24 protein-coding genes and 1 riboswitch are annotated in these 24,489 nt (G+C 70.2%); of the genes, 16 read left to right on the top strand and 8 right to left on the bottom strand.

Annotated features, from left to right (window positions below; all coding sequences use genetic code 11):
• The first annotated feature begins 74 nt into the window (after window positions 1-74).
• A riboswitch (TPP riboswitch) is annotated at window positions 75-178 on the top strand.
• The 4 genes from thiM to BC102111_RS13785 all read left to right on the top strand — a co-directional run bounded on the left by thiM (window position 166) and on the right by BC102111_RS13785 (window position 3,435).
• The gene (thiM, locus tag BC102111_RS13770) at window positions 166-1,026 is read left to right on the top strand and encodes a hydroxyethylthiazole kinase (protein WP_101624629.1); all 861 of its coding nucleotides are present in this window, start codon (window positions 166-168) and stop codon (window positions 1,024-1,026) included. It overlaps the preceding riboswitch by 13 nt.
• Complete coding sequence (gene thiE, locus BC102111_RS13775; protein ID WP_063249374.1) at window positions 1,023-1,730, top strand: thiamine phosphate synthase; 708 nt, start codon at window positions 1,023-1,025, stop codon at window positions 1,728-1,730. The genes thiM and thiE overlap by 4 nt, the downstream gene beginning before the upstream one ends.
• On the top strand, window positions 1,727-2,593 hold the full coding sequence (thiD, locus tag BC102111_RS13780) for a bifunctional hydroxymethylpyrimidine kinase/phosphomethylpyrimidine kinase (RefSeq protein ID WP_101624630.1): 867 nt from the start codon (window positions 1,727-1,729) through the stop codon (window positions 2,591-2,593). The genes thiE and thiD overlap by 4 nt, the downstream gene beginning before the upstream one ends.
• A 98-nt stretch (window positions 2,594-2,691) precedes the next feature.
• A complete protein-coding gene (locus BC102111_RS13785; protein WP_101624631.1) occupies window positions 2,692-3,435 on the top strand; it encodes a TenA family protein in 744 nt (247 codons plus the stop codon).
• A 17-nt stretch (window positions 3,436-3,452) separates the two neighbouring features.
• Here BC102111_RS13785 and BC102111_RS13790 read toward each other — a convergent pair whose 3' ends face one another.
• The 6 genes from BC102111_RS13790 to nadA form a co-directional block, all read right to left on the bottom strand.
• Window positions 3,453-3,974: a DUF1648 domain-containing protein gene (locus BC102111_RS13790; RefSeq protein WP_101624632.1), complete on the bottom strand. Its 522-nt coding sequence runs from the start codon at window positions 3,972-3,974 to the stop codon at window positions 3,453-3,455.
• A 51-nt stretch (window positions 3,975-4,025) separates the two neighbouring features.
• The gene (locus tag BC102111_RS13795; protein ID WP_095376416.1) at window positions 4,026-4,238 is read right to left on the bottom strand and encodes a hypothetical protein; all 213 of its coding nucleotides are present in this window, start codon (window positions 4,236-4,238) and stop codon (window positions 4,026-4,028) included.
• A 152-nt stretch (window positions 4,239-4,390) separates the two neighbouring features.
• Window positions 4,391-5,566, bottom strand: coding sequence for a cysteine desulfurase family protein (locus tag BC102111_RS13800; RefSeq protein ID WP_101624633.1), 1,176 nt, complete (start codon window positions 5,564-5,566; stop codon window positions 4,391-4,393).
• Window position 5,567: 1 nt separating this feature from the next.
• Complete coding sequence (gene nadC, locus BC102111_RS13805; RefSeq protein ID WP_101624634.1) at window positions 5,568-6,551, bottom strand: carboxylating nicotinate-nucleotide diphosphorylase; 984 nt, start codon at window positions 6,549-6,551, stop codon at window positions 5,568-5,570.
• Window positions 6,545-8,206: an L-aspartate oxidase gene (nadB, locus tag BC102111_RS13810; RefSeq protein WP_101624635.1), complete on the bottom strand. Its 1,662-nt coding sequence runs from the start codon at window positions 8,204-8,206 to the stop codon at window positions 6,545-6,547. Before nadB ends, nadC begins: the two co-directional genes overlap by 7 nt.
• Before the next feature lie 2 nt (window positions 8,207-8,208).
• On the bottom strand, window positions 8,209-9,492 hold the full coding sequence (gene nadA, locus BC102111_RS13815; protein WP_101624636.1) for a quinolinate synthase NadA: 1,284 nt from the start codon (window positions 9,490-9,492) through the stop codon (window positions 8,209-8,211).
• A 346-nt stretch (window positions 9,493-9,838) separates the two neighbouring features.
• Between nadA and panB the strand changes: the two genes are divergently transcribed.
• From panB to BC102111_RS13830, 3 genes are all read left to right on the top strand, one after another.
• Window positions 9,839-10,765, top strand: coding sequence for a 3-methyl-2-oxobutanoate hydroxymethyltransferase (panB, locus tag BC102111_RS13820; protein ID WP_101624637.1), 927 nt, complete (start codon window positions 9,839-9,841; stop codon window positions 10,763-10,765).
• Window positions 10,765-11,592, top strand: a complete 828-nt coding sequence (panC, locus tag BC102111_RS13825; RefSeq protein WP_009376180.1) for a pantoate--beta-alanine ligase — start codon at window positions 10,765-10,767, stop codon at window positions 11,590-11,592. Before panB ends, panC begins: the two co-directional genes overlap by 1 nt.
• 216 nt (window positions 11,593-11,808) lie before the next feature.
• The gene (locus BC102111_RS13830) at window positions 11,809-13,506 is read left to right on the top strand and encodes a mechanosensitive ion channel (RefSeq protein ID WP_101624638.1); all 1,698 of its coding nucleotides are present in this window, start codon (window positions 11,809-11,811) and stop codon (window positions 13,504-13,506) included.
• Between the two features lie 298 nt (window positions 13,507-13,804).
• On the opposite strand, the gene BC102111_RS13835 is transcribed toward BC102111_RS13830, so the two are convergent.
• Window positions 13,805-14,515 carry a LysE family translocator gene (locus tag BC102111_RS13835; RefSeq protein ID WP_063249370.1) on the bottom strand — a complete coding sequence of 237 codons (711 nt, stop codon included), beginning with the start codon at window positions 14,513-14,515 and terminating at the stop codon, window positions 13,805-13,807.
• A 187-nt stretch (window positions 14,516-14,702) separates the two neighbouring features.
• Between BC102111_RS13835 and BC102111_RS13840 the strand changes: the two genes are divergently transcribed.
• From BC102111_RS13840 to BC102111_RS13880, 9 genes are all read left to right on the top strand, one after another.
• Window positions 14,703-15,602, top strand: coding sequence for a LysR family transcriptional regulator (locus BC102111_RS13840; protein WP_009376171.1), 900 nt, complete (start codon window positions 14,703-14,705; stop codon window positions 15,600-15,602).
• Between the two features lie 409 nt (window positions 15,603-16,011).
• Entirely contained in the window at window positions 16,012-17,145 is a 1,134-nt protein-coding gene (locus BC102111_RS13845; protein WP_009376170.1) for a GuaB3 family IMP dehydrogenase-related protein, read from the top strand.
• A 49-nt stretch (window positions 17,146-17,194) separates the two neighbouring features.
• A complete protein-coding gene (locus BC102111_RS13850; RefSeq protein ID WP_095376424.1) occupies window positions 17,195-18,109 on the top strand; it encodes an SURF1 family protein in 915 nt (304 codons plus the stop codon).
• Entirely contained in the window at window positions 18,106-18,540 is a 435-nt protein-coding gene (locus tag BC102111_RS13855; RefSeq protein WP_009376168.1) for a DUF3817 domain-containing protein, read from the top strand. Before BC102111_RS13850 ends, BC102111_RS13855 begins: the two co-directional genes overlap by 4 nt.
• Window positions 18,541-18,653: 113 nt before the next feature.
• A complete protein-coding gene (gene guaA, locus BC102111_RS13860) occupies window positions 18,654-20,234 on the top strand; it encodes a glutamine-hydrolyzing GMP synthase (protein ID WP_063249367.1) in 1,581 nt (526 codons plus the stop codon).
• Window positions 20,235-20,360: 126 nt separating this feature from the next.
• Window positions 20,361-21,008, top strand: coding sequence for a biotin transporter BioY (locus BC102111_RS13865; protein WP_009376164.1), 648 nt, complete (start codon window positions 20,361-20,363; stop codon window positions 21,006-21,008).
• Window positions 21,005-21,823: an energy-coupling factor ABC transporter ATP-binding protein gene (locus tag BC102111_RS13870; protein WP_082834880.1), complete on the top strand. Its 819-nt coding sequence runs from the start codon at window positions 21,005-21,007 to the stop codon at window positions 21,821-21,823. Before BC102111_RS13865 ends, BC102111_RS13870 begins: the two co-directional genes overlap by 4 nt.
• A complete protein-coding gene (locus BC102111_RS13875) occupies window positions 21,816-22,496 on the top strand; it encodes a CbiQ family ECF transporter T component (protein ID WP_101624639.1) in 681 nt (226 codons plus the stop codon). The genes BC102111_RS13870 and BC102111_RS13875 overlap by 8 nt, the downstream gene beginning before the upstream one ends.
• 75 nt (window positions 22,497-22,571) lie before the next feature.
• Window positions 22,572-23,120: a cysteine hydrolase family protein gene (locus tag BC102111_RS13880; RefSeq protein ID WP_063249363.1), complete on the top strand. Its 549-nt coding sequence runs from the start codon at window positions 22,572-22,574 to the stop codon at window positions 23,118-23,120.
• Between the two features lie 86 nt (window positions 23,121-23,206).
• Here the strand turns inward: BC102111_RS13880 and BC102111_RS13885 are convergent, their stop codons facing one another.
• Window positions 23,207-24,388 carry a glycosyltransferase family 4 protein gene (locus BC102111_RS13885; protein ID WP_197907868.1) on the bottom strand — a complete coding sequence of 394 codons (1,182 nt, stop codon included), beginning with the start codon at window positions 24,386-24,388 and terminating at the stop codon, window positions 23,207-23,209.
• Window positions 24,389-24,489: the final 101 nt, after the last annotated feature.

Raw genomic sequence — 24,489 nt, forward strand, 5'->3', positions numbered from 1 at the left:
CGTCGGACGGATTCACGCCGCCCGCGCGCGACCCTGACCTCGCTCCCGCCTCGGCGCCGGTGATACAGTCGGGGGCAAATGACATGGGGTGCCCGGTGCGACTCGCGCAGGGCTGAGAGAACACCCATCGAACCTGATCTGGGCCATGCTAGCGAAGGGATCGTCATGACCGACATCGACCTGTCGTCGGCGCATGCGCGGCTGCGCGCGTCGAACCCGCTCATCCAATGCATCACGAACACGGTCGTGCAGCAGTTCAGCGCGAACGTGCTCCTCGCCGTCGGGGCGTCACCGGCGATGCTCGACCACGACGCCGATGCCGCGCAGTTCGCCCACCTCGCCGGCGGTCTGCTCGTCAACTTCGGCACCGCGACGGACCAGCAGTTCCTCGCCGCCGACGCCGCCGTCGACGCCGTCACCGAGGATGCCAAACCCTGGGTGCTCGACCCCGTGAGCATCGGCGCCGCCGACCACCGCACCACCCGGATCCGCCGCGCCGCGGCCGCCCACCCGACCGCGATCCGCGGCAACGCCTCGGAGATCGCGGCACTGGCCGGAGCCGGAGCGGGCGGGCGCGGGGTCGAGTCCACCGACGAGGTCGACGCCGTGCTCCCGGCCGCCGCCGAGCTCGCCCGCACGACCGGCGCCATCGTCGCCGTCTCCGGTGCCCGGGACGCCATCGTCGCCCACATCGACGGGGCCGACCACATCGCCCGCGTCGACGGGGGACACTCATTCATGCCGCTCGTCATCGGCACCGGCTGCTCACTCGGCGCCGTGACCGCCGCCTACCTCGCCGCCGTCCCGCCGGCGGGGACGAGTTCGCAGGCGGGCCCGGCAGGATCGGCCGCGTTCGAGCGCTTCACCGCAGTCGTCGCCGCCCACGCCCACTTCGCCGACGCCGGAGAGGCCGCCGCCACCGGGGCGCTCGGACCGGGCACCTACTCGGTGCACTTCCTCGACGCGCTCTTCACCACCGACGACGACCGGATCGGCCGCGCCCGGGTCGAGGTGACCACAGTATGAGCGGCGATCGGCTCGCGGGCATCGACACCCGCCTCTACCTCGTCACCGATACCGCGCAGTGCGCGGAGGCGGGACGAACCGTCGCCGAGACCGTGCGCGCGGCCGTGACCGGGGGAGTCGGTGTCGTCCAGGTCCGCGACAAGGACATCGACGACACCGAATTCCTCGTCCTCACCCGTGAGGTCATCGCCGCCGTCACCGAGGCGATCGCCGGGACCGACCGCCGCGTTCCCGTCTTCCTCAACGACCGGGTCGCCGTCGCCCGCCGCCTCCTCGACGAGGGCAGCGACGTCCACATCCACGTCGGCCAGACCGACACCCCCGTCGCCGAGGTGCGCGACCTCCTCGGCGACGGCCCCCTCGTCGGCCTCTCCGCCGCCGAACCCGAGGAGTTCGCCACGGCCCAGGAGACCGGCGGCGTCGACCTTGTCGGCATCGGACCGGTCTTCGACACGACGACGAAGACCGACGCCCCGGCCGGGATCGGTCCCGACCGCCTTGGCGAACTCACCGCCTCGGCGGGGATCCCCGCGGTCGCGATCGGCGGCATCGACGCCGAGCGCGCGCACGAACTGCGGGGACGAGGACTCGTCGGCATCTGCGTCGTCTCCGCGATCTGCCGCGCCGAGGATCCCGAGCAGGCGGCCGCGGACCTCCTCGACGCCTTCGGCGACGGCACCCGAAAGGACGGGGAACAGGCATGAGCGAGCGACCACCGATCGCGCTGTCGATCGCCGGCACCGACCCGAGCGGCGGGGCGGGAATCCACGCCGACCTCAAGACGTTCACCGCCCTCGGCGTGCTCGGGACGACGGCGATCACCGCCCTCGTCGCGCAGAACACCCACGGGGTGTCCCGCGTCTACCCGATCGACGAGGACTTCGTCACCGATGAGCTCGACAGCGTGCTGAATGACATGCCCGTCGACGCGACGAAGACGGGCATGCTCGGATCCCGGTCGCTCGTCGACCTCGTCGTCGACCGGGCAGCGACCTCCGACTTCGGGTTCTTCACCGTCGACCCCGTCATGGTCGCGACCTCCGGACACCGCCTCCTCGAGGTCGATGCCGTCGACGCCGTGCGCACGCGCCTGCTCCCGGCCGCCGACCTCATCACACCGAACCTCCCCGAGGCGGCCCTCCTCCTCGGCGACGACGTGCCCGAGGCGACGACCCCTGAGCAGATGCGCGACCAGGCCAGGGAGCTCGTCGCGCGCGGCACGCGCACCGTCCTCCTCAAGGGCGGGCACGCCGCCGACGGCGAGGTCGCCGACATCCTCGTCACCGCCGACGGGGAGGTCACCGAGTTCGCCCACCCTCGGATCGCGACCCCGAACACGCACGGGACCGGGTGCACGCTCTCGGCTGCGATCACCGCCGAGGCGGCCGTCCTCCGGCGGGCCAACGGCGGGAAGACGCTGGCCTCTGAGGACATGCGGCAGGCAGTCGAACGGGGACTCGACTTCCTTGCCCGGGCGCTCGCCTCGGCGGCGGACTGGAAGGTCAGCCTCGACCCCGCGGGCGCCCACGGACCGGTCGACCATCAGGTCGACATCGTCCGCCGCTGACCCCGCCCGAGCACCGTACCCGGAGCGCTTCACCATCGCAGCACCGCGGCGCCCCGGACCCGACCCGATCGACGACGATTCGACCCAAGGAGACACGTATGACGACGACCTTCGCCGCCGGCCCGCAGACCACCGAACTCTGGGACCACGTCCGCCCGATCATCGAGGCGATCGAGGCGCTGCCGTTCCTCAGCCAGCTCGCCGAGGGCAGCCTCGATCCTCTTGCGTTCACGAACTACATCACTCAGGACAGCATCTACCTCAGCGGATATGCGAAGGCGATGTCCTTCCTCGCCGGGAAGACGACGGACCGGGACGAGTCCCGGTTCTGGTCCACCTCGGCGGCGGAGGCGATCACCGTCGAGGAGGAGATGCACGCCCAACTGCTCTCCGATGCCCGCCTCGGGCAGGCGCACTCCCAGCTCGAGGCCGAGGACCGGGTGGGTCCGTCGCCGACGACGCTCGGATACGTCTCGTTCCTCGTCGCCACGGCCGCGACCCGGTCCTACGGTGAGGGCGTCGCGGGAGTGCTGCCCTGCTTCTGGGTTTACGCGCACATGGGCAAGGTGCTCATCGAGCGCGCCGGAGAGATGGACGAGAACCACCCGTATCGGACGTGGGTGAAGACCTACGACGCCCCGGAGTTCGACGAGTCGACGCGGAAGGCCGTCGAGATCCTCGAACGCGAACTCGACCGGGCGCCAGCCGATGAGGCGGCGCGGATGCGGGCCGCGTTCGAACGCGCGTGCGTCTACGAACTCCACTTCTGGGCCTCGGCGCACGCGTTGCAGGACTGGGACGCGGGCGTCTTCGCGGTGCCCGCGGCCGAACCTGTGCGGTGAGCGCCGACACTGCGCAGTCAGCTCTGCGGTTGCAGACGCCGGAAGAGCAGCCACACCGAGGCGCCCACAACGATGAGGAACCCTGCCGTGGGAATGAGCAGAGGAACCGGACCGCTGTTGTCGGGCCCGGCGGCCACAGTGAACATCGAGATGAGAATCGTCGAGAACAGCAGGGCGAGGGCCCCGGCATTGATGCGCATGAACTCCATGAGGCAGTCGTAGAAGTAGCTCTCATCGCTGCGCTCGAACCAGTACTCCTTGTGCGGAGCATTGATGGACGCCAGTGGCATACGCGTCCAGATTCCCCGAATCGACAGCAGCACGGAGATCCCCAGGCCGAGCGGGACGAGGAGGACGAGGACGGACCACTTTGACGACCAGTCGTCGGCACGACCGGACGCGTCGAAGTGGCTGGGAACGGTCTCCGGGGCGGTCACCGCGAACCACAGGGACAGAGCCGCAAAGATCGCGATGCCGACGAGGGCGAAAACGAACGCCGAGAATCCCGGCCGCTGCCCCCTGTCTCGTGGCGAAGTCACCTCTTCACACTAACAAGGCAGGTCAGAGCAGTGGGTGCCCGGTGACCTCCGCTAAGCGCGGCCCTCGCGGCGGTCATCGACGATCATGGTCAGCGGGGCGAACTGTCCGAGAACCATCCAGCCCCGGCACAGTGTCGTCCAGAGGATGACGCGATCGACCTGGGACAGGGGGACACGGTCGTGCCGCGGACACGTGAGGCGCCCGAGGGCGAAGACGATCGCCGCAAAGCCGGCACCGATGATGGTGATGATCAGCAGATCCATGACGAAACCCCCTCGCAGCCGCAGTGGAACCCTGGATTCCAGTGTCTCTCCGAAGTGGCGCTGTGGAAAGGGGCCAATCGCACATCAGTGGCCTCTTCGCGTCGCAGTGAGGGCGAGGCGGCAGGGCTGGCGCGACCCGAACGGGCTGAGGCCTACGAATACGCGAGGCTGAGCCGGTTCGCCGCCTCGACGACCGCCGCTGCAGCAGCCGAGCCCTGCTCGGCGGTGATCGCAGACGGGAACGTGAAGCGCACACTCGTCTTCGCGACCTCGGCGTCGATGCCGAGGGCCAGCAACACATGCGAGGGCTCATCGGAGCCGACCGCGCACGCCGAACCGCTCGAGGCCGTGACCCCGAGGCGTTCGAGTTCGAGGAGCACGGCCTCCCCGCTCGTGCGGGAGAAGCAGAACGACGCGTGGTTGGGGGTCCGCGACTCAGCACTGCCGGTGAGGAGTGCCCCGTCGACGGACCGGAGCACCTCGGCGATGAAGTCGTCACGGATGCCGGCCACCCGGGCGGCCGCCTCGGCGCGTTCGGACTCCGCGAGCTCAAGCGCGGTGGCGAACGCGACGGCGAGGGCGACGTTCTCCGTGCCCGACCGCCGGCCCGACTCCTGACCGCCGCCGTGGATGATCGGCTCGATAGGGATGCGGGCGCGGATCGCCGCGACTCCGATGCCCTTCGGCGCACCGACCTTGTGCCCGGCCAGCGTGATCGCGTCGACGCCGAGGCCCGCCAGCGGCAGCCATCCCGCGGCCTGCACGGCATCGGTGTGGACGTGCGCGCCGGCGGCATGGGCGACCTCGCTCAGTGCCGCGATGTCGGCGACTGTGCCGATCTCGTTGTTCGCGTAGCCGAGGCTGACGACCGCGGTGTCCTCCCGCAGGACCGCCCGCAGGGCCTCCGGGGTGACCGTTCCGTCGGGATCGACGTCGACATACGCGATATCGAACCCGTGGCGTCGGACAAGGAAGTCCGCCGAGGCGAGCACCGCCTCATGCTCGAGCGAAGAGGTGACGAGGTGCCGGCGTCCGGAATCCGTCCCCGCCGAGGCGGTGGCGTCGGGAAGCCCGCCGAGCGCCATTCCGATGACCGCGAGGTTCGCCGCCTCCGTGCCGCCGCCGGTGAAGACGATGTCCGTGCTCCGCATCCCGAGCACCCGCGCCACCCGGGCCCGCGCATCCTCGAGCGCCTCCGCGGACACGCGCCCGAATTCGTGGCGGCTCGACGGGTTCCCGAACGCCCCGCTCAGGTACGGCCAGGCCGCTTCGAGTGCCTCCCGACGCACGGGTGCCGCGGATGCGGTGTCGAGGTAGAGCGGGCCCATTTCAGTCCGCCGCCGGTCGGATCTCTGCCGCAGCGGTGTCGCCATGAGCATCGCCTGACGCGTCGGCACCGCCCTGGTGAACGTGTTCACCGACAGCCGTGACCGCGCCGCCTGCCGGGTGCGACCGCTCGGTCGCCTCGGACAGCACGAGATCGAGTCCGAGGTCGATCGCCCGGACGCTGTGGGTGAGCGCCCCGGAGGAGATGACATCGACGCCGGTGTCGGCGATCTCGGTGACGGTCTCAAGGCTGACGTTGCCGCTCGCCTCGATGATCGCCCGGTCCCCGATGAGCGCGACCCCGCGCCGCAGGTCGGGCAGGGAGAAGTTGTCGAGCATGATGATGTCGGCCCCGCCGTCGAGGACCGCAGGGATCTGCTCGAGCCGGTCGACCTCGACCTCGATCATCGTCGTGTGCCCGAGCCTCTCCCGCGCCGCCAGCAAGGCGGCAGTGACATCACCGCCTGCCCCGGTGAGCACGCCGAGGTGGTTGTCCTTGACCATGACCGCATCCGAGAGCCCGAACCGGTGACTGCTCCCACCCCCGCACACGACCGCGTGCTTCTCGAACGCACGCAGACCCGGAGTCGTCTTCCGGGTGTCGGCGATCCGCGTCCGCCCGTCGACCGCGTCGACGAAAGCCCGGGTCAGGGTCGCGATCCCGCTCATCCGCTGAGTGAAGTTGAGCGCGATCCGCTCCGCCCGCAGCACCCCGCGGGCCGGCCCCGAGACGGTGGCGAGCACCTGGCCCGCACTGAACCGCTCACCGTCGCCGGCGAGCACCTCGACCGCGACGGCGGGTTCGGTGAGAGTGAAGGCACGCGCGAAGACCTCGCCGCCTGCGAGCACCCCGTCCTCCCGGGCGCGCAGCTCCGCGGTCGCCTGCGCATCCGCCGGCACGAAGACCTCGCCGGTGATGTCACCCCACGGGGCGTCCTCGTCCAGCGCCTGGCGCAGGGCGGCATCGATCGTGGTCGTCGTCAGCATGAGGCTGCCTCCTCGTGGTTGCGGTCGAGCACGGGATGCCCGGCCCCCGACCATGATGCCGCAGTTCGCCGCGCATCCACGTCCGTGCGGACGTGAGCTCCGACGCTCTCCGTGCGGGCGAGCGCGGCAACGGCCATGGCCCGGGCGATGAGCGCGAGATTCGCCGTTTCGATCGCCTGGACGTGGTCGCCCTCGCCGAGGTGATCGACCGGGAAGCCGTGAACGCCCGTGCCGTCGGCGGCGCGTCCGATCCCGTGGGATTCGCCGAGGCGGTCGTCAGTGTCCTCGCCGAGGCGGTCGAAGAGCACCATCAGACCCTCCTCGGTGCGTTCGAGACCGAGATGTTCCCAGGTGAGAGCCTGGAGTTCCGCGCGGGAGAGCGGGGCAGGATGCGGCAGGGCCGGTGCGGGGCGCGGGGGTGCGGCAGCCGATCGCGAACCGAGCGATCGTGTACGCCGGCGATCTGCCGTGATCGACTCAGCCGCCCGTGCCCCGAAGACCGCACCTTCGAGCAGCGAGTTCGACGCCAGCCGGTTCGCCCCGTGGACGCCGGTGCACGCGACCTCGCCGACGGCGAAGAGACCGGGCAGAGAAGTCCTGCCGTCGAGGTCGGTGGCCACCCCGCCCATGACGTAGTGTGCGGCCGGGGTGACGGGGATGAGGTCGTCGGCGAGAGAGAGGCCCTGCGCGGCGAGGGTCGCGGCGATGCTCGGAAAGCGCGCGGCCACGTCGGGGACTGCCCGGGCGTCGAGGTGACACGGCAGTCCGTTCTGCTCCGCCATTGTGCGGCGCAGGGCCAATGCCACGACGTTGCGCGGGGCGAGTTCGGCGCGGGGGTCGATGTCCGGCATGAACCGTTGACCGTGCGCGTCAAGCAACAAGGCCCCGGCTCCGCGGACGGCTTCGGAGATGAGGAAGCCCGACCCGACGAGGGCCGTGGGGTGGAACTGGACGAACTCGAGGTCGCGGACCGCGGTGCCTGCGCGGATCGCCGCGGCCAGCCCGTCCCCGGTCGCGCCCAGCGGGTTCGTCGTGTGGGCGAAGACCTGCCCGGCGCCACCGGTGGCGAGCACGACCGCCTCGGCGGGGATGACCTCGGGCACGCCCCCGCAGCCGAGCACGCTCACCCCGGTCACGGTCCCACCGTCGACGACGAGGTCGACGAGCAGGGTCTCCGTGCGCAGATCGACGGTGCCTGCCGTCGCCTCGGCGAGGAGGCGGGAGACGAGCGCATCGACGATGGCCCGCCCCGTCGCATCCCCACCGGAGTGATAGATCCGGGGCGCCGAGTGCGCGCCCTCGATCCCGCGCGCCCAGCCTGCGGGGTCGAGAGGATCGGCGCTCGCGTCGGCACGGTTCCGGTCGAAGACGACCCCCGCCTCGGCGAGGTCGAGGATCCTGTCCGGACCCTCGGTGCAGAGGACGCGCACGGCCTCGGCGTCGCAGAGCCCGGCGCCCGCGGTGAGGGTGTCGTCGATGTGGGAGCCGACGGTGTCATCTGCGGTGAGGACGCCGGCGATCCCGCCCTGGGCGAGCGCTGTGTTCGACTCGCCGAGGCGGCTCTTCGTCACGACGGTCACCTCGTGGGTCCCGGCCAGGCGCAGGGCCGTGGTCAGGCCCGCGATGCCGGTCCCGACGACGATGACGCGGCTCATCCTCAGATCCTCGGCTTCGCGGCGAGCATCCGGTCGAGCGCGATCCGGGCGGGGTCGGCCACCTCGGCGTCGACGGTGACCTGGTTGACGATCGAGCCGTCGAGCAGGGATTCGAGGACCCAGGCGATGTAGCCGGGGTGGATGCGGTACATCGTCGAGCACGGGCACACGACGGGGTCGAGGCAGGTGATCGTGTGCTGCGGGTGCTCGGCGGCGAGTCGCTGGACGAGGTTGATCTCGGTGCCGATCGCGAAGTTCGTCGGCTCGCTCGCCTCGCTGATCGCCTTCGTGATGTAGGCCGTCGACCCCGATTCGTCGGCGGCGGCGACGGTCTCGCGCGGGCATTCGGGGTGGACGACGACGCGGACGTCCGGATCGGCTTCCCGGGCGGCGGCGATCTGGGCAGGGGTGAAGCGCTTGTGGACGGAGCAGAAGCCCTGCCAGAGGATGACGCGGGAGTCCTCGAGCACCTCGGCGGTGTTGTTGCCCAGCGGTCGGCGCGGATTCCACAGCGGCATCGCCTCGGGGTCGATGCCCATGTCGATCGCGGTGTTGCGGCCGAGGTGCTGGTCGGGGAAGAAGAGGACCCGGTGCCCGCGTTCGAATGCCCACTCGAGGACCACCTCGGCGTTGGACGAGGTGCACACGATGCCGCCGTTGCGGCCGCAGAATCCCTTGATCGCGGCCGAGGAGTTCATGTAGGTGACGGGGACGACGGGCACCTTCCCGGTCTCGTCGGGCTCGGTGCCCCAGAGTTCGGCCAGCTGCTCCCAGCAGTCCTCGACCTGGTCGATCGTCGCCATGTCGGCCATCGAGCAGCCGGCGGCGAGGTTGGGGAGGATGACGGACTGCTCAGGGGTCGAGAGGAGGTCGGCGGTCTCGGCCATGAAGTGGACGCCGCAGAAGATGATCGCCTCGGCGTCGGGATGGTTCTGGGCGGCCTTGGCGAGCATGAACGAGTCCCCGATGTAGTCGGCGTGCTCGACGACCTCGACCCGCTGGTAGTGGTGGCCGAGGACGACGACGCGGTCGCCGAGCGCGGCCTTCGCGGCGATGATCCGCTCGCGCAGCTCACCCGCCGAGGCGTCACGGTACTCCTGCGGGATCTCGCCCTGGCGCGGGGCGGCGGCCGGGATCGGGTCGGCGAGCGAGGCGCCCGGACCGTAGCCCGGGGAGGCATCGACGTCCCACGGGGCGTCGACGAGGGAGGAGGAGCACATCGACCCCGATGTCCTTCCGGCGGAGATGTCCTTGAGGGTGAGCTCGATCGAAGCTGTCGTGGTCATCGTCGTCCTTTGCTGCTCGGCGCATTTTTACGCACATTTGAGCTTAATCACGGTCGTCCGTAAAGTACAACTCGGCCACCCGGCATCGCGGTGCCGCCCTCCACGCGCAGTGCGGATGTTCTACGCTGGTGACAGGCTCGCGATCCGAGCCGGCGCCGTCCCGACCAGCCCGCATACCCCGCGCGGCGACCGCCGATCATGCTCGATCGGAAGGCGCGCGCAGGAACCGGGGGACTCCCGTGCGAGAGCGCGGAGTCCCTGCGCTCGGACGAGGAGCAGCTCCGGTGCGAGGCCGCGGGGCAGGACGGGCGCACATACCCAGACCACCAACCACTTGAGGATTCCCATGCCCGATGCGGCAGGCACCACCGAGTCAGACGAGACGACGCCCGTCTACGGGCCCGGAGCGGCCGGGGCCGCGTCCCCTGGGGGAGACGGGTCGTCCAGCCCGACGGCAGCCGGGGAGTCGAGACCGCCTCGGCGGGTCCGCACCCTCGATCTCCTCCGCGCGAAGGCCGAGGGCCGGCGCTGGGCGATGCTCACCAGCTACGACCAGTACACGGCCGCGCTCTTCGAGGAATCCGGCGTCGAGGCGCTGCTCGTCGGCGATTCGGCGGCGAACAACGTCTACGGCCATGCCACGACTCTGCCGGTCACCGTCGACGAGCTCATCCCGCTCGCCCGCGCGGTGGCGAAGGCGACCTCCCGCGTCCTCGTCGTCGCCGACCTGCCCTTCGGCAGCTACGAGATCTCCGACGAACAGGCCGTTGCGACTGCGGTCCGGTTCATGAAGGAGGCCGAGGTCCACGCGGTCAAACTCGAAGGCGGCGCCCACGTCGCCTCCCGGATCAGGGCGATCACCTCGGCGGGGATCCCGGTCATGGCGCACATCGGCTTCACCCCGCAGTCCGAGCACAACCTCGGCGGGTACCGGGTCCAGGGCCGCGGAGATGCGGCAGAGGCGCTGCTCGCCGATGCCCGCGCCGTCGCCTCGGCGGGGGCGTTCTCCGTGGTCATGGAGATGGTCCCGGCCCCGCTCGCCGCCCAGGTCACCGCGGAGCTGGAGATTCCGACGGTCGGGATCGGCGCCGGGGCCGACTGCGATGCCCAGGTCCTCGTGTGGCAGGACATGGCCGGTCTGCGGCCGGGTCGGTCCCCGCGGTTCGTCAAGCGCTACGCCGACCTGCGCACGGTCCTCGGCGATGCCGTGCGGACCTATGTCGCCGAGGTGGGGGCTGGGGAGTTCCCCGAACCGGAGAGGAGCTTCGAGTGATGGAGATCGGCGGGATCGAAGCGCTGCGGGCGTGGCGGGCACGGCAGTCGGGGACCGTCGCGCTGGTGCCGACGATGGGGGCGCTGCACTCGGGGCACCGGGCGCTCATGGATCGGGCCCGGGAGTCGGCCGACCACCTCGTCGTCAGCCTCTTCGTCAATCCGCTCCAGTTCGGTCCGGGGGAGGACTTCACCCGGTATCCGCGGCCGATCGAGGCCGATCTCGCGATGTGCGAGGATGCCGGGGCCGAGTTCGTCTTCGCCCCCGCACTCATCGAGATGTACCCCGCGGCGCCGGAGGTCACCGTGTCCTCCGGGCGGATGGGAGCGATCTTCGAGGGCGCGGACCGCCCCGGCCACTTCGACGGGGTGCTCACCGTCGTGACGAAGCTCTTCCATCTCACCCGCCCCCACGTCGCGGTCTTCGGGCTCAAGGACATCCAGCAGTTCTCCCTCGTCCGGCGCCTCATCACCGACCTCGACTTCGACATCGAGCTCATCGGACTCCCGGTCGTCCGCGACCGGGACGGTCTGGCCGTCTCGAGCCGCAACGACTATCTCACCCCGGGCGAGCGGCTCGCGGCGCTGGCGATCCCGCGCGCCCTCGACGCGGGCGAATCCGCGCTGACCGACGGGGGACTGCCCGAGGACGTCCTCGCAGCCGCCCGCGCGGCACTCGACGGCGACCTCGACGTCCACTACCTCGCCCTCGTCGAGGCGGCGACCCTGCAGCCGGTGCGCGAGCAGTTCCGTGGCTCAGCCCTCCTCCTCATCGCCGCCACCGTGGGGACGACGAGGCTCATCGACAATCGGCCGCTCGAGTTCTGAAAATCCCTCCGTTGCCCAATCGTGATCGCCGCATGAACGTATTGTTAAGGCCCTGAGATAAACGCGTGAATGCGGCGATCGCTAATCGCATTTCAGGACATGATTCGAGATGACAGGCGCACGACCCTTGTCCAGAGTGCACCCGTGGAATAGGCTCCGAAATAACAAGTGACAAAGACGCCTTGTTAGTCGCAGCATCCGAAGGAGACAACGGAAATGCAGGACATATGGCCGGTCCTCATCAATGTGGGCCTTGCAATCGTCATTCTCATCGTCACCTGGATCGTCGCCTCGATCGTCAAATGGGCGATCGCGAAGCTCGTGGCGAAGGTCCCCGCTCTGCAGAGAGACGGGCACAACGGGCAGCAGGTCGGCAGATCCGTCGGTCAGATCGCCGGGCTCATCATCTGGATCCTCGGCCTCATCGCCGTCCTCCAGCTCTTCGCCCTCGACCAGGTGCTCACGCCGCTGCAGGGTCTGGCGAACGGGATCTTCAGCTTCCTGCCTAACATCATCGGCGCGGGCTTCATCTTCCTCATCGGCTACGTCTTCGCGAAGATCGCCAAACAGCTCGTCGTCACCGCGCTCGGCGCCGTCGACCTGACGAAGATCACCGCGAAGTTCCGCTCCATCGGCGACCGCGCCGTCAGCGTCGCCGACTCCGACGGAGGCTTCCGTCGTCGTGAGGCACCCGGACAGCAGACCGCCGCCTTCGACCAGGTGCAGCAGGGCGGACCCCAGCAGAGCGGTCCTGCGGGTCCCGGTCAGCCTGGCCCCGGTCAGCAGGGTCGGGGCCAGCCGGGCTTCGGTCAGCCGGGTCCCGGCCAGACGATGCAGCACGGCCAGCCCGGACAGCCGCCGCAGGGGCATCCGCAGCAGGGCTACCAGGGTCAGGGTCACCCGCAACAGGGTCACCAGGGTCAGGGTCACCCCGGTCAGTCGATGGGACGGTCACCGGAGGCCGAGGCGAACGCCCGCATCTCCAACCTCGTCGGCAACGTCGTCTTCGGAATCATCATCATCGTCGTCTCGATCGCCGCACTCCAGGTGCTCGGGATCGCCGCGATCTCCGGCCCTGCGCAGCAGATGCTCGAGATGTTCCTCAACGCCATTCCGCTCATCGTCGCCGCGGCGATCCTGCTCGCCATCGGATTCGCGATCGCGAAGTTCCTCGGCAACCTCCTCGAGGAGATCCTCCGCGGTGTCGGCACCGACCGGGCCATCGAGTCGATCGGCATCGTCCCCGAGGGCACGAGCGCGTCCGCGGTGATCACGAAGATCGTCCAGATCGCGATCATGATCTTCTTCGCGATCATGGCCACCCGGATGCTCGGCTTCCCGGAGATCACGCGGATCCTCAATGAGATCCTCGCCCTCGGCGGCAGCGTCCTCTTCGGTGCGGTGATCATCGCAGCGGGCTTCCTCATCGCGGGGATCATCGGGCGGTTCATCACCAACAGCATCGCGAGCAAGGTGCTGCGCTACTCGGCGATCGCCCTCTTCATCGCCATGGGTCTGCGCTACATGGGCATCGCCGATTCGATCATCAACCTCGCCTTCGGCGCTGTCGTCATCGGCGGCGCGGCTGCCGCGGCGCTCGCCTTCGGCCTCGGCGGCCGCAACGCTGCGGCCAGGCTGCTCGACAAGGTCGAGGATGAGGCCGCCGAGGCGGTCGACGCCGCGACCGGTGACGCGTCGGCCGATCGCCCCGGTGCCGCCGGCCGACCCGGTGCGGCGTCTGGCCTCGGCCGTACGCCCGGAAGCGGCACCCCCGGCAGCACGCCTGGTGCCGACCCGCTCGGCGGTCGCCCCGGCAGCGGTGGTGTCGGCAGCGCTGGTTCCGGAAGCGGGGGAGTGGGCGACGGACCGTTCAGTGACGGCCCGCTGGGCGACGGTCCCAACCACAGCAGGTGAGTCGACGCCGCTCTCGGTGCCATCTGCTGGGAGCGGACACCGCTCGGCTGACTTGAGCGACTGCACTGTCAACGGCGCCGGTGCCTGAGAGCGATCTCGAGCACCGGCGCCGTCGTGTGCCTGCCGATACGAGTCACTTTCCGCCAGACCGGTCGGGTTCCGAACCGACTGATCGGGCGAAAAGTGAATCAAACGCGGCGGGCAGGTGAGCGGCAGGGTCGCGTGGCTGGGCCGGTCCGGTGCTGCGAGTGGCTGGCCCGCGCCCCGTGGCGGGCGGGTGAGTGCCCCGCAGCCTGCGTCACATCGGCAGGGCGGCGACGGTGATGCCCATGACGACGAGGATGCCTGCGGAGACCGCCTCGATCCAGAAGTCGGTGCTGCGGCGCTGGAGGGCGGCCGCGGCGAGACCGGCGATGAGAGCCAGCATGATCTGGTAGGCGAGGAGGAGGCCGACGACGATCGCGACGAGGAGCACGTAGTCGGTGCCCGCCGGGGATGCGGGAACGAGGGTCGGCATGACGGCGAGGAAGAAGAGTCCCGCCTTCGGGTTGCTCAGGGAGGAGAGCAGGCCGCGGCGGTAGGAGATGACCGATCGCAGCTGGCCCCACGGGTGTCCGGCGGTGACCGGGGCCTCGACGAGCGAGCCGTCGGAGACGATGTCGTCGCTGGCCGCGGCGATCTCACCGACCGGGCCGAGGGGAGCCCCACGCAGCTCGGAGCGGATCCGCAGTGCCTGCCGGGCGGCGAGGACGCCGAGGAAGCAGAGGTAGGCACCGCCGACGATCTTGAGCACGAGCAGCGCCGAGGGGTAGGCGGTGAGCAGTGCGGAGATGCCGGTGAGCGCCGCGACCATCCAGATCGTCATGCCCGTGGCCGAACCGAGGGAGTAGATGAGCCCTGCCTTGCGGCGCAGCGCCGAGAGCCTGACGGTGAGGATCGTCTCGGGTCCGGGGGTGACGGCGAGGACGGTGGCGGCTCCGGCGATGGTGATGAGCTCAGGACCGGTCATGGGACTCCTCCGAATGGTGGTGCGGAACGTGCGGTGGTGCGACTGGTGCGGCGAGGGGTGCTGCGGGGATGGGCGCGGTCGTCGACCGCGCCTGAATCATTCTCACCCATGTCACGCGTCAGGAAAAGCAATCATTGACGAATGATCATCAGGCCGAACCGAACGATTCTCGGATAGGCTGTCTCCCATGTGGGATCTCCAGCGTCTGCGCGTGTGGCGGGCCGTCGTCGCGACGGGCTCCGTCGTCGCCGCCGCGCGCAGCCTCAACTACACCCCGGCCACCGTCAGTCAGCACATCACGACGCTGCAGAAGGCCGTCGGCGCCCCGCTCTATCGGAGATCGGGCCGGGGCATCGAGGTGACCGAGCTCGGTCGCAGGCTCGCCGAGGAGTCCGCCGACGTCTTCACCGGCCTCGGTCGCCTCGACAGCCTCGTCGAGAGCTACCGCACGGTCTCGCGTCCACGCATGCGCATCGCGGCCTTCACCTCGTTCAACGCCGTCCTCCTGCCCGACATCATCGCCCCCGTCGCGCTCGCGCATGAGGACCTGCGCTTCGACATCCAGCTCAACGAGCCCGCAAAGGTCCGGCGCAGCCACTGCACGATCGAGATCCGCAACGAAGTCCCCCAGGATGAGGAGGTGCACCTGCCGGGGATGTCGCGGACGGTGCTCTTCGACGACGACTACCGGGTCGTCGTCTCCACCCGCCATCCCTTCGCACAGCGGGGGTCCGTGCCCTTCTACGAACTCGCCGCCGAACGGTGGGTCGACTACGACCTGTGGAGCGGGCCGACGAGCCGCGTCGTCGAACTCGCGTGCGCCGCCGCCGGGTTCGAACCGACGATGTTCGCCGCCTCCGAGGACGACGACGCCGCCCTCGCCCTCGTCGGCGCGAACCTCGCCATCACCGTCCTTCCTCGGCTCTCGACCGTCCACCTGCCCGCCGGTCTCACCGCCGTCGACCTCACCGATCCCGTCCCCGTCCGCCGGGTCGTCATGCACGTCCGCGACCGGGAGGCGCACCTACCGCATGTGCGGGCCTTCGCCTCCGCCGCCGAGGCGGTCGCCGCCGACCGCGTCCCCTGAGAACCAGCCCGCACCGTTACCTGGAGCTGCGTCGTCCGCCTTGCCATCCGTGCCCCGCGCCCTGTCTCACGCGTCACACCGCGGGTTGCGCTTCGTACCTCTCACCGCACGTCGCACCTGTGACCGCACGTCCTCCGCTGCACCGCACGTCCTACCCGCAGCGGTGCCCACGAGGTGGATCCGAGCCGAAACCGGGCTCAGAATCGCATCGGATCCTCCTCGGGGAGGCGCCGGCGCGGCCGCGAGCGGGCCAAGGCGCGGCCGCAGCGTGATCCCAGCGCGGCCCCGGCGCGATCCCGGCCTGGCCCCAGCGCGGCCCCCGAAACGCGGCCCACGCGAGTCCCGAGCACCGCTCCAGCCTCACAGCTGCCTGAGACCCGGCTGAGCCCCGGTGGGATAGGCTGTGCGCGTGAGTTCTGAAATCGAGATCGGCAAAGGCAAGCGCGGTCGTCGCGGGTATTCGCTCGACGACATCGCGATCATCCCCGCACGTCGCACGCGCGACCCCGAGGACGTCTCCCTGTCGTGGCAGATCGATGCCTACCACTTCGATCTCCCCTTCATCGGCGCTCCCATGGACTCCGCGATGTCCCCGGACACCGCGATCTCCCTCGGCAGGCTCGGCGGCCTCGGCGTCCTCGACCTCGAAGGCCTGTGGACCCGCTATGAGGATCCCGCCCCCCTGCTCGCGGAGATCGCCCAGCTGCCCGGTGACATGGCGACCGCCCGGATGCAGGAGCTCTACTCGGAGCCGATCCGCGCCGACCTCATCACCGCCCGCCTCGAGGAGATCCGCGAAGCGGGCGTCACCGTGGCCGGTGCCCTGACCCCGCAGCGGACCCAGCAGTTCTACAAGACCGTCGTCGATGCCGGCGTCGACATCTTCGTCATCCGCGGCACGACCGTCTCGGCCGAGCACGTCTCCTCGCAGGCCGAGCCTCTCAACCTCAAGCAGTTCATCTACGAACTCGACGTCCCCGTCATCGTCGGCGGTGCCGCGACGTACACGGCCGCCCTCCACCTCATGCGCACCGGTGCGGCCGGCGTCCTCGTCGGCTTCGGCGGGGGAGCGGCGGCGACGACGCGGCGCACGCTGGGCATCCACGCACCCATGGCCACGGCCATCGCCGACGTCCACGCCGCCAGGCGTGACTACATGGACGAGTCCGGCGGCCGCTACGTCCATGTCATCGCCGACGGTGGACTGGGCACGAGCGGGGAGATCGTCAAGGCCTTCGGCGTCGGCGCCGACGCCGTCATGCTCGGCACCGCCCTCGCCCGCGCCACCGAGGCGCCCGGGCGCGGGATGCACTGGGGCGCCGAGGCCCACCACCCGCAGCTGCCGCGCGGCCACCGCGTCGAGCTCGGCACCGTCGGCAGCCTCGAGCAGGTCCTCTTCGGCCCCGGGCGCACGGCGATCGGCGAGCTCAACCTCGCCGGTGCTCTGCGCCGGGCGCTCGCGACCACCGGGTACGTCGACCTCAAGGAGTTCCAGCGCGTCGACGTCACCGTCTCGCCCTACCAGCCTGGATCGGTGGTCTGATCTGTTCCGTCTGGCCCTCACTCCCAAATGGCTGGGGTCGCTGCTCTTCGTGCTCGTCCTCGTCAGCTGCTTCGTCGGCCTCTCGGCGTGGCAGGTCGACCGGGCGCAGCACAAGAACGACGTCGTCGCGGCCGCAGACGTCGATGAGCTCAAACCGTTCAACGACGTCATGGGCGCGCAGGCGCCGATGCCCGGCATCCTCGCCGACCAGCGGGTCTCGCTGACCGGCCGGTGGCTGCCCGACGCCCAGGTCGTCCTGCCCGGACGGGTCCAGGACGGTCAGGAGGGCTACTGGGTGGTGACGATGTTCGCTCCCGACGGCGCCCGCCTCGGCGAGGGAGCGGTCGCGGACACCGAGGGCAAGACGATCGCCATCCCCGTCGTGCGCGGCTTCACCACCGATGAGACCACGGCGATGAACTCCCGTGCCGCGGAGGGGTCGGTCGAGATGGAGGCCCGGATCGGACCCGTCGAGGGTCCCGAACCCGGATCGGACCTGCCCGAGGGGCAGGTGCGCACGGTTTCGACCTCGCAGCTGATCAACCTCTTCCCCGACCTCCTCACCTACTCGGGATTCCTCATTCCCGAGACCGAGGCCGGCGCAGGCGCCTCGGTGGGCACCGGCGGACTCGTCCAGGTGCCGACGACGACGACCCGCGACGAGGGCGGATTCGACATCCAGTCGGCCGTCTACGCGATCGAATGGCTGATCTTCGCAGCGATGGCCCTCTACATGTGGTGGCAGCTGCTCCGTGACGACTACCTCGGCCGCCGCCTCGGCGACGGAGATCCGCAGGGCTCGACAGGCGACGTCGAGTACGTCGTCGTCAAGCCCGCAGGCGAGTCGCGGATCGACCCCGAGGTGATGTCCGGGCTCACCGGACTGCCCGCACACCGGCACGGCGGGACGAAGCCGCGCAGGCACCGAGACCAGAGAACACCGACCGGAGGACCCGAAGCGTGAGCGACGACCCGAACCTCGATTCCCGCCCCGAGATCGATGAGGCCAACGTGTGGAGCGTCAAGCGCTTCACCTCGGCGCGCAATGCGCTGAAGTTCTACCGTGTGATGGCGATCATCACGGGCACCATGCTCATGATCCTCACGGTCGAGATGATCTACAAGTACCTCATCGCCGCCGACCCGAAGACCGCGCTGATGTTCGGCGACTTCAACCTCGCCGCCGCGATCGCCATCAGCCACGGCTGGTGCTACGTCGTCTACCTCATCGGCTGCTTCTGGCTCAACCAGCAGATGCGCTGGAGCCTCGGCCGCTACCTCGTCCTCGCGCTCGCCGGCGTCGTGCCCGTGATGTCGTTCATCCTCGAACGCCGCATCCACCGTCAGGTCGAAGCCGAACTCGCCGCAGCGGTCGTCGTCGCCCCGAAGAGCTGAGACCCGCCCCGAAGAGCTGAGCCGAGTCCCGGCATCGAGCCTCGGAGCAGGCGTCGAAGTGCGCCCGAACCCGCGGTTCGGGAGGTGCGCCGACGCCGTCTAGAATTGGGCGCATGACGCAAACCCAGAGCACACAGGTGCCTCCTGTCCTCGTGGTCGACTTCGGCGCGCAGTACGCGCAGCTCATCGCCCGCCGGATCCGCGAGGCGGGACTGTATTCCGAGATCATCGCCCATGACGCCCCGGCGGCCGAGTTCGCGGCCAAGAACCCGGTGGCCATCGTGCTCTCCGGTGGACCCTCGAGCGTCAACGACGAGGCCGCCCCGCCCTTCGACACGGCCGTCTTCGACCTCGGGGTGCCGACGATGGGCATCTGCTACGGCTTCCAGCTCATGTCGACGAGCCTCGGCGGACGGGTGGCGAAGACCGACAAGCGCGAGTACGGGTCGACCCCGGTCACCGTCGCCGACCAGGGGGCGCTGCTCGCCGAGACGCCCGACGCCTACAAGGTCTGGATGTCCCACGGGGACTCCGTCGCCGAGGCGCCCGCGGACTTCACGGTCCTCGCCTCGACCCCCGACACCCCGGTCGCGGCCTTCGAGCACCCCGAGCGCCGCTTCGCCGGCGTCCAGTGGCACCCCGAGGTCCTCCACTCCGAGAACGGGCAGAAGATCCTCGAGAACTTCCTCTACCGCGTCGCCGGCCTCGACGCCGACTGGACGAACGAGTCCGTCATCGACGAGCAGGTCGAACTCATCCGCAACCGGGTCGGCGACAAGCAGGTCATCTGCGCGCTCTCGGGCGGAGTCGACTCTTCGGTCGCCGCCGCCCTCGTCCACAAGGCCATCGGCGACCAGCTCACGTGCGTCTTCGTCGACCACGGACTGCTGCGCGAAGGCGAGCGGGAACAGGTCGAGAACGACTACGTCGACTCGATCGGCGTCCGGCTCGTCACCGTCGACGCCCGGGAGCGGTTCCTCACCCAGCTCGCCGGGGTCACCGACCCGGAGGAGAAGCGGAAGATCATCGGCCGCGAGTTCATCCGCACCTTCGAGCAGGCCGCTGCCGAACTCGTCCGCGAGGCCAAGGACGAGGGCGAGGAGATCGGCTTCCTCGTCCAGGGCACCCTCTACCCCGACGTCGTCGAATCCGGCGGCGGTTCGGGCACGGCGAACATCAAGAGCCACCACAACGTCGGCGGTCTGCCCGAGGACATCCAGTTCCAGCTCATCGAACCCCTGCGCACCCTGTTCAAGGACGAGGTGCGCTCGATCGGCCGCGAGCTCGGCGTGCCCGAGGCGATCGTCTCCCGCCAGCCGTTCCCCGGACCGGGACTCGGCATCCGCATCATCGGCGAGGTCACCGAGGACCGTCTCGCGATCCTCCGCCGGGCCGACGCCATCGCCCGCGAGGAGCTGACGAAGGCCGGCCTCGACGCCGAGATCTGGCAGTGCCCCGTCGTCCTCCTCGCCGACGTCCGCTCCGTCGGCGTCCAGGGCGACGGCCGGACCTACGGCCACCCCGTCGTCCTCCGCCCCGTCTCGAGCGAGGACGCGATGACCGCCGACTGGACGCGGATCCCCTACGACACGCTCTCGGTGATCTCGAACCGGATCACCAACGAGGTCGACGACATCAACCGCGTCGTCCTCGACGTCACCTCGAAGCCCCCGGGCACGATCGAATGGGAGTGAGCACCGCTCAGGAGTCCAAGGAGTCGGGGCGCGAACTGTGCCCCGCCGACAACTCCTGAACGGTGTTCAGTTAGGGTGGGGTCAGCCCGGGTGGGACCCGGGCCAGACCCGACCCACGGAGAACTCATGACACACGCATCGTCCAGCCCCGCCTCGGCGGCATCCGTCTCGCCCAAGCCCGCGAGCCGGGCCGGTGACATCGCCCTCATCGCCGTCTTCGCCGCCCTCATCGCCGCGTTCGCGATGCTCCCGCCCATCCCCGTCGGCCCGCTCGGGGTGCCGATCACCCTGCAGACCTTCGCGATCGCGCTCACCGGACTCGTCCTCGGACCGTGGCGGGCTGCGGCCGCGACCGGCCTCTACGTCGTCCTCGGCCTCATCGGACTCCCGATCTTCTCCGGGATGCGCGGGGGCATCGCCGTCCTCGCCGGCCCGAGCGCCGGCTACATCCTCGCCTTCACCCTCTACGCGCTCGCCGCCGGATTCGCCGCCCGCTGGGCGCTGCGCCGGTTCCGCGGCGGCCGCCTGTGGGCCGCGATGTTCGTCGGCGCCCTGGCCGCGAGCCTGCTCATCGTCCATCCCCTCGGCATCCTCGGGATGTCGATCAACGGCGACCTCCCGCTCGGCGTCGCCGCCGCAGCCGACCTCATCTACTGGCCCGGCGACATCGTCAAGACCGTCCTCTCCGTGTCCGTGGCCCTCCTCATCCACCGCGCCTTCCCCGACATCCTCCGTCGCCGAGGCGCACGCCCCCAGGTGCCGGAGAAGCAGTGATCCTGCGCCGCCGACCCGAGCGCTCTGCCGGTTCCCCTCCGCCCGCCGAGGCAGGGGCCGGGTCCGCCGCGTCCGCCGAGGCGGGGGTCCGGGAGATCGCCCTGACCGGGGTGTCCGTCGGCGTCATCGACGACACCCCCGACGGCGAGGCGCACCGGTCGATCCTCGACGGCGTCGACCTGCGGCTGAGCGAACCCTCGGTCGCCGTCATCGGCGCCAACGGCTCGGGCAAGTCGACGCTGCTCCAGCTCCTCAACGGCCTCGTCACCGCAAGCGCCGGGCAGGTCCTCATCGACGGCCTCGATCCGGCCAGGCACCCCGCCGAGGTGCGTGCCCGGGTGGGGTTCGTCTTCACCGATCCGGCGGCTCAGCTCGTCATGCCCACCCCGCTCGAGGACATCGAGCTCTCCCTGCGCAGGCGGGTGCCCCGCGGGCAGCGGCGGGCGGCGGCACTGACCGTCCTCGACGAACTCGGGATCGCCGAACTCGCCGACCGCAGCGTCTACGAGCTCTCCGGAGGCCAGCGTCAGCTCGTCGCGCTCGCCGCCGTCCTCGCCGTCGACCCGCAGATCCTCGTCCTCGACGAGCCGACGACCCTGCTCGATCTGCGCAATCGAGAGCGCCTGCGCACCCGTCTGGCCGACCTCGTCGAGCGGCGCGGGGTGCGCATCGTCTTCTCCACCCATGACCTCGAGTTCGCCTCGATCGCCGACCGCGCGATCGTCGTCGACGACGGACGCATCGCCTGGGACTCCACCCCCGCCGAGGCGGTCGCCGCCTACCGGGAGATCATCATGAGCGAGACCCATGAGTGAGGCTCCCCCGACGCGTTCGCGGCCGACGCCGAGCCGCCGCGCGGGCAGGCGCACCGGCATCCGAACGCGTCCCCAGCTCTTCGGCCGGGTCGTGCGGACGTCGACGTGGCTCCACCGCGTGCCGACGGGATGGAAGCTCGCGGCGATCGCCGTCATCGGGCTGACCGCACTCGTCTTCCGCAACGGCGTCGTCAACTGGTCGATCTTCGTCGTCCTCGTCGTCCTCGGACTGAGCGCGCGGCTCCCGCTGCGCCGCTTCCTCATCCCGTGGGCCTACGCGGCGGTCCTCGTCGCCATCGTCATCGGACTCCAGTACCTCTTCGGCACCCTCGAGGCGGGGCTCGTCGTCGCCGGCACCGTCTTCGCGTGCGTCCAGGCGGCGCTCCTGCTCACCCTGACGACGACGATCGGCGAGCTCCTCGACGCCTTCGCGGTCATCGTCTCCCCGCTGCGCCGCCTCGGCGTCGACCCCGAGGTCATTGCGCTCACGGCGAGCCTCATGGTCCGGGCGATCTCCCATCTCTCGGGTCTGCTCGCCGAGGCGGACCGGGCAGCCCGCGCCCGTGGCCTCGAGACGAGCCTCAAGGCGCGGGTCGTCCCCGCGATCCTCCGCTCGGTCAAGTACGCGCAGGACACCGGGCGGGCGCTCGACGCCCGCGGCATCGTCGACTGACGTTCGCCTCAGCGTCGCGCAGGAGGGGTATCCTCGGGCATGCAGGCCGCCTGACCTGCAGAAGAGGAGCGAATCATGACCGATGGCACTGTCCTGCTCGCCATGGACTTCCAGAACGGCATCGCCGGCGGCCTCGCCGAGGCCCCGATCATGGACCGCGTGCGCGAAGCGCTCGCCCACGCCCGGGAGACCGGGATCCCCGTCGTGTGGGTCCGGGTGGCCCTGCGCCCGGGGTACCCCGAGCTGCCAGAGACCTCGCCGTTCCAGCGCATCGCCGCGCTCGGCGACCTCAGCGAGGACAGCGACTCGACGCAGATCCTCGAGGTGCTCGGCCGGAAGGAGGACGAACCGCTCGTGACCAAGCGCCGCGTCGGCGCATTCTCCGGCAGCGACCTCGCCACCGTCCTCGCGGGCCTCGGGGCGACGAACCTCGTCCTCACCGGCGTGGCCACCCGCGGTGTCGTGCTTGCGACGTGGCGACAGGCCGCCGACCTCGACTTCGGCGTCACGGTGCTCTCCGATGCCTGCGCCGATCCCGACCCGGAGGTCCATCGCGTGCTCACCGAGGAGGTCTTCCCGTGGCAGTCCGACGTCCTCACCGTCGCGGAATGGACGGGGAAGTGACGCCCTGAGCCACCGAGACCGTCGAGACCGACACTAAGAAGCGTCGGTCCCGGCGCGAAGTGTCCGGCTCGGCGCGAGGAGGGTTCTCAGCGGGCGGTCGTGCCCTCGGCACCGGCCCAGGAGAGGACCGTGAAGCTGCGACCCATCACCTGCGGGGCCGGGTTCTCGATCGCCCGCGAGTAGTGGCCGACGAGCTGTGAGCACACGCTCTTCCACGAACGGCTGAGGACCTGCTCGCGGCCGGCGATGCCGAAGGCCCGACGCTTCGCCTCGTCGCCGAGGAGGTCGACGACGTGGGCACGCATGGCAGGGAGATCCTTCGGCGTGTAGAGCCATCCCGTGCGGGAGGAGTCGACGAGGTCGAGGGGACCGCCGCGGGCCGGGGCGATGACCGGGACTTCGGAGGCCATGGCCTCCTGGATCGTCTGGCAGAACGTCTCGAGCTCGCCGGGGGCGACCATGAGGTCGAAGCTCGCGACCGCCTGGGCGAGTGCGTCGCCGCCGAGGAACCCGGTGAAGTGGGCGCTCGGCAGGAGCCGCTCGAGCTTCGCCCGCCACGGACCGTCACCGACGATGACGAGCTTCGCATCGGGGATGTCGGCGAGCACCGCGAGGTCCTCGACCTGCTTCTCGGCGGCCAGCCTGCCGACGAAGCCGATGATCCGCTCCCCGTTCGGTGCCACCGACCGTCGCCACTGCTCGGAGCGGTGGGACGGGTCGAAACGGGTCGAATCGACGCCGCGCGCCCAGTGGTCGACCTCGGCGACGCCGAGCCTGCGCAGCTGATCGATCGTGTACGACGACGGGGCGAGTGTGAGCGAGGCGTGCTGGTGGAGGTTGCGGACGTGGGTCCAGAGCACCGCCTCGATGCCGTGCATGCCGTAGCGGGCGGCGTAGGCGGGGACCTCGGTCTGGTAGATCGCCACGGTCGGCAGACCGAGGCTCTGCGCGGCGAGCACACCGCGCCACCCGAGGACGAAGGGGCTGGCCAGGTGGACGACGTCGGGGGAGAACCGCTCGAGGAGGCGGCGGATGCGGGTGACGCCGCCCGGGGCGACGCGGATGCGCCGGTACTTCGGCAGGGCGATCGAGGGGACCCGGACGATCTTCGCGCCGGAGACCTCTTTGGGTCCGTCGCGTCGGGTGCCGGGAGCGATGACGAGGACCTCGTCGCCGCGATCGGACAGGTGGTCGAGGACCCGCAGCAGTGAGTGGGTGACCCCGTTCATGTTGGGGAGGAAGGATTCTGCAATGATCGCTACTCTCACACCACCCAGTGGACGCTCCCATGGTGAAGACGCGACGACTCGGAGGCGAAGTGTCGGCGACGAGTTGCCGAAATCAGTTCACTCAGGCAGACGTCCGGTGA

The organism is Brevibacterium casei CIP 102111, assembly GCF_900169275.1.
Classification (GTDB): Bacteria; Actinomycetota; Actinomycetes; order Actinomycetales; family Brevibacteriaceae; genus Brevibacterium; species Brevibacterium casei.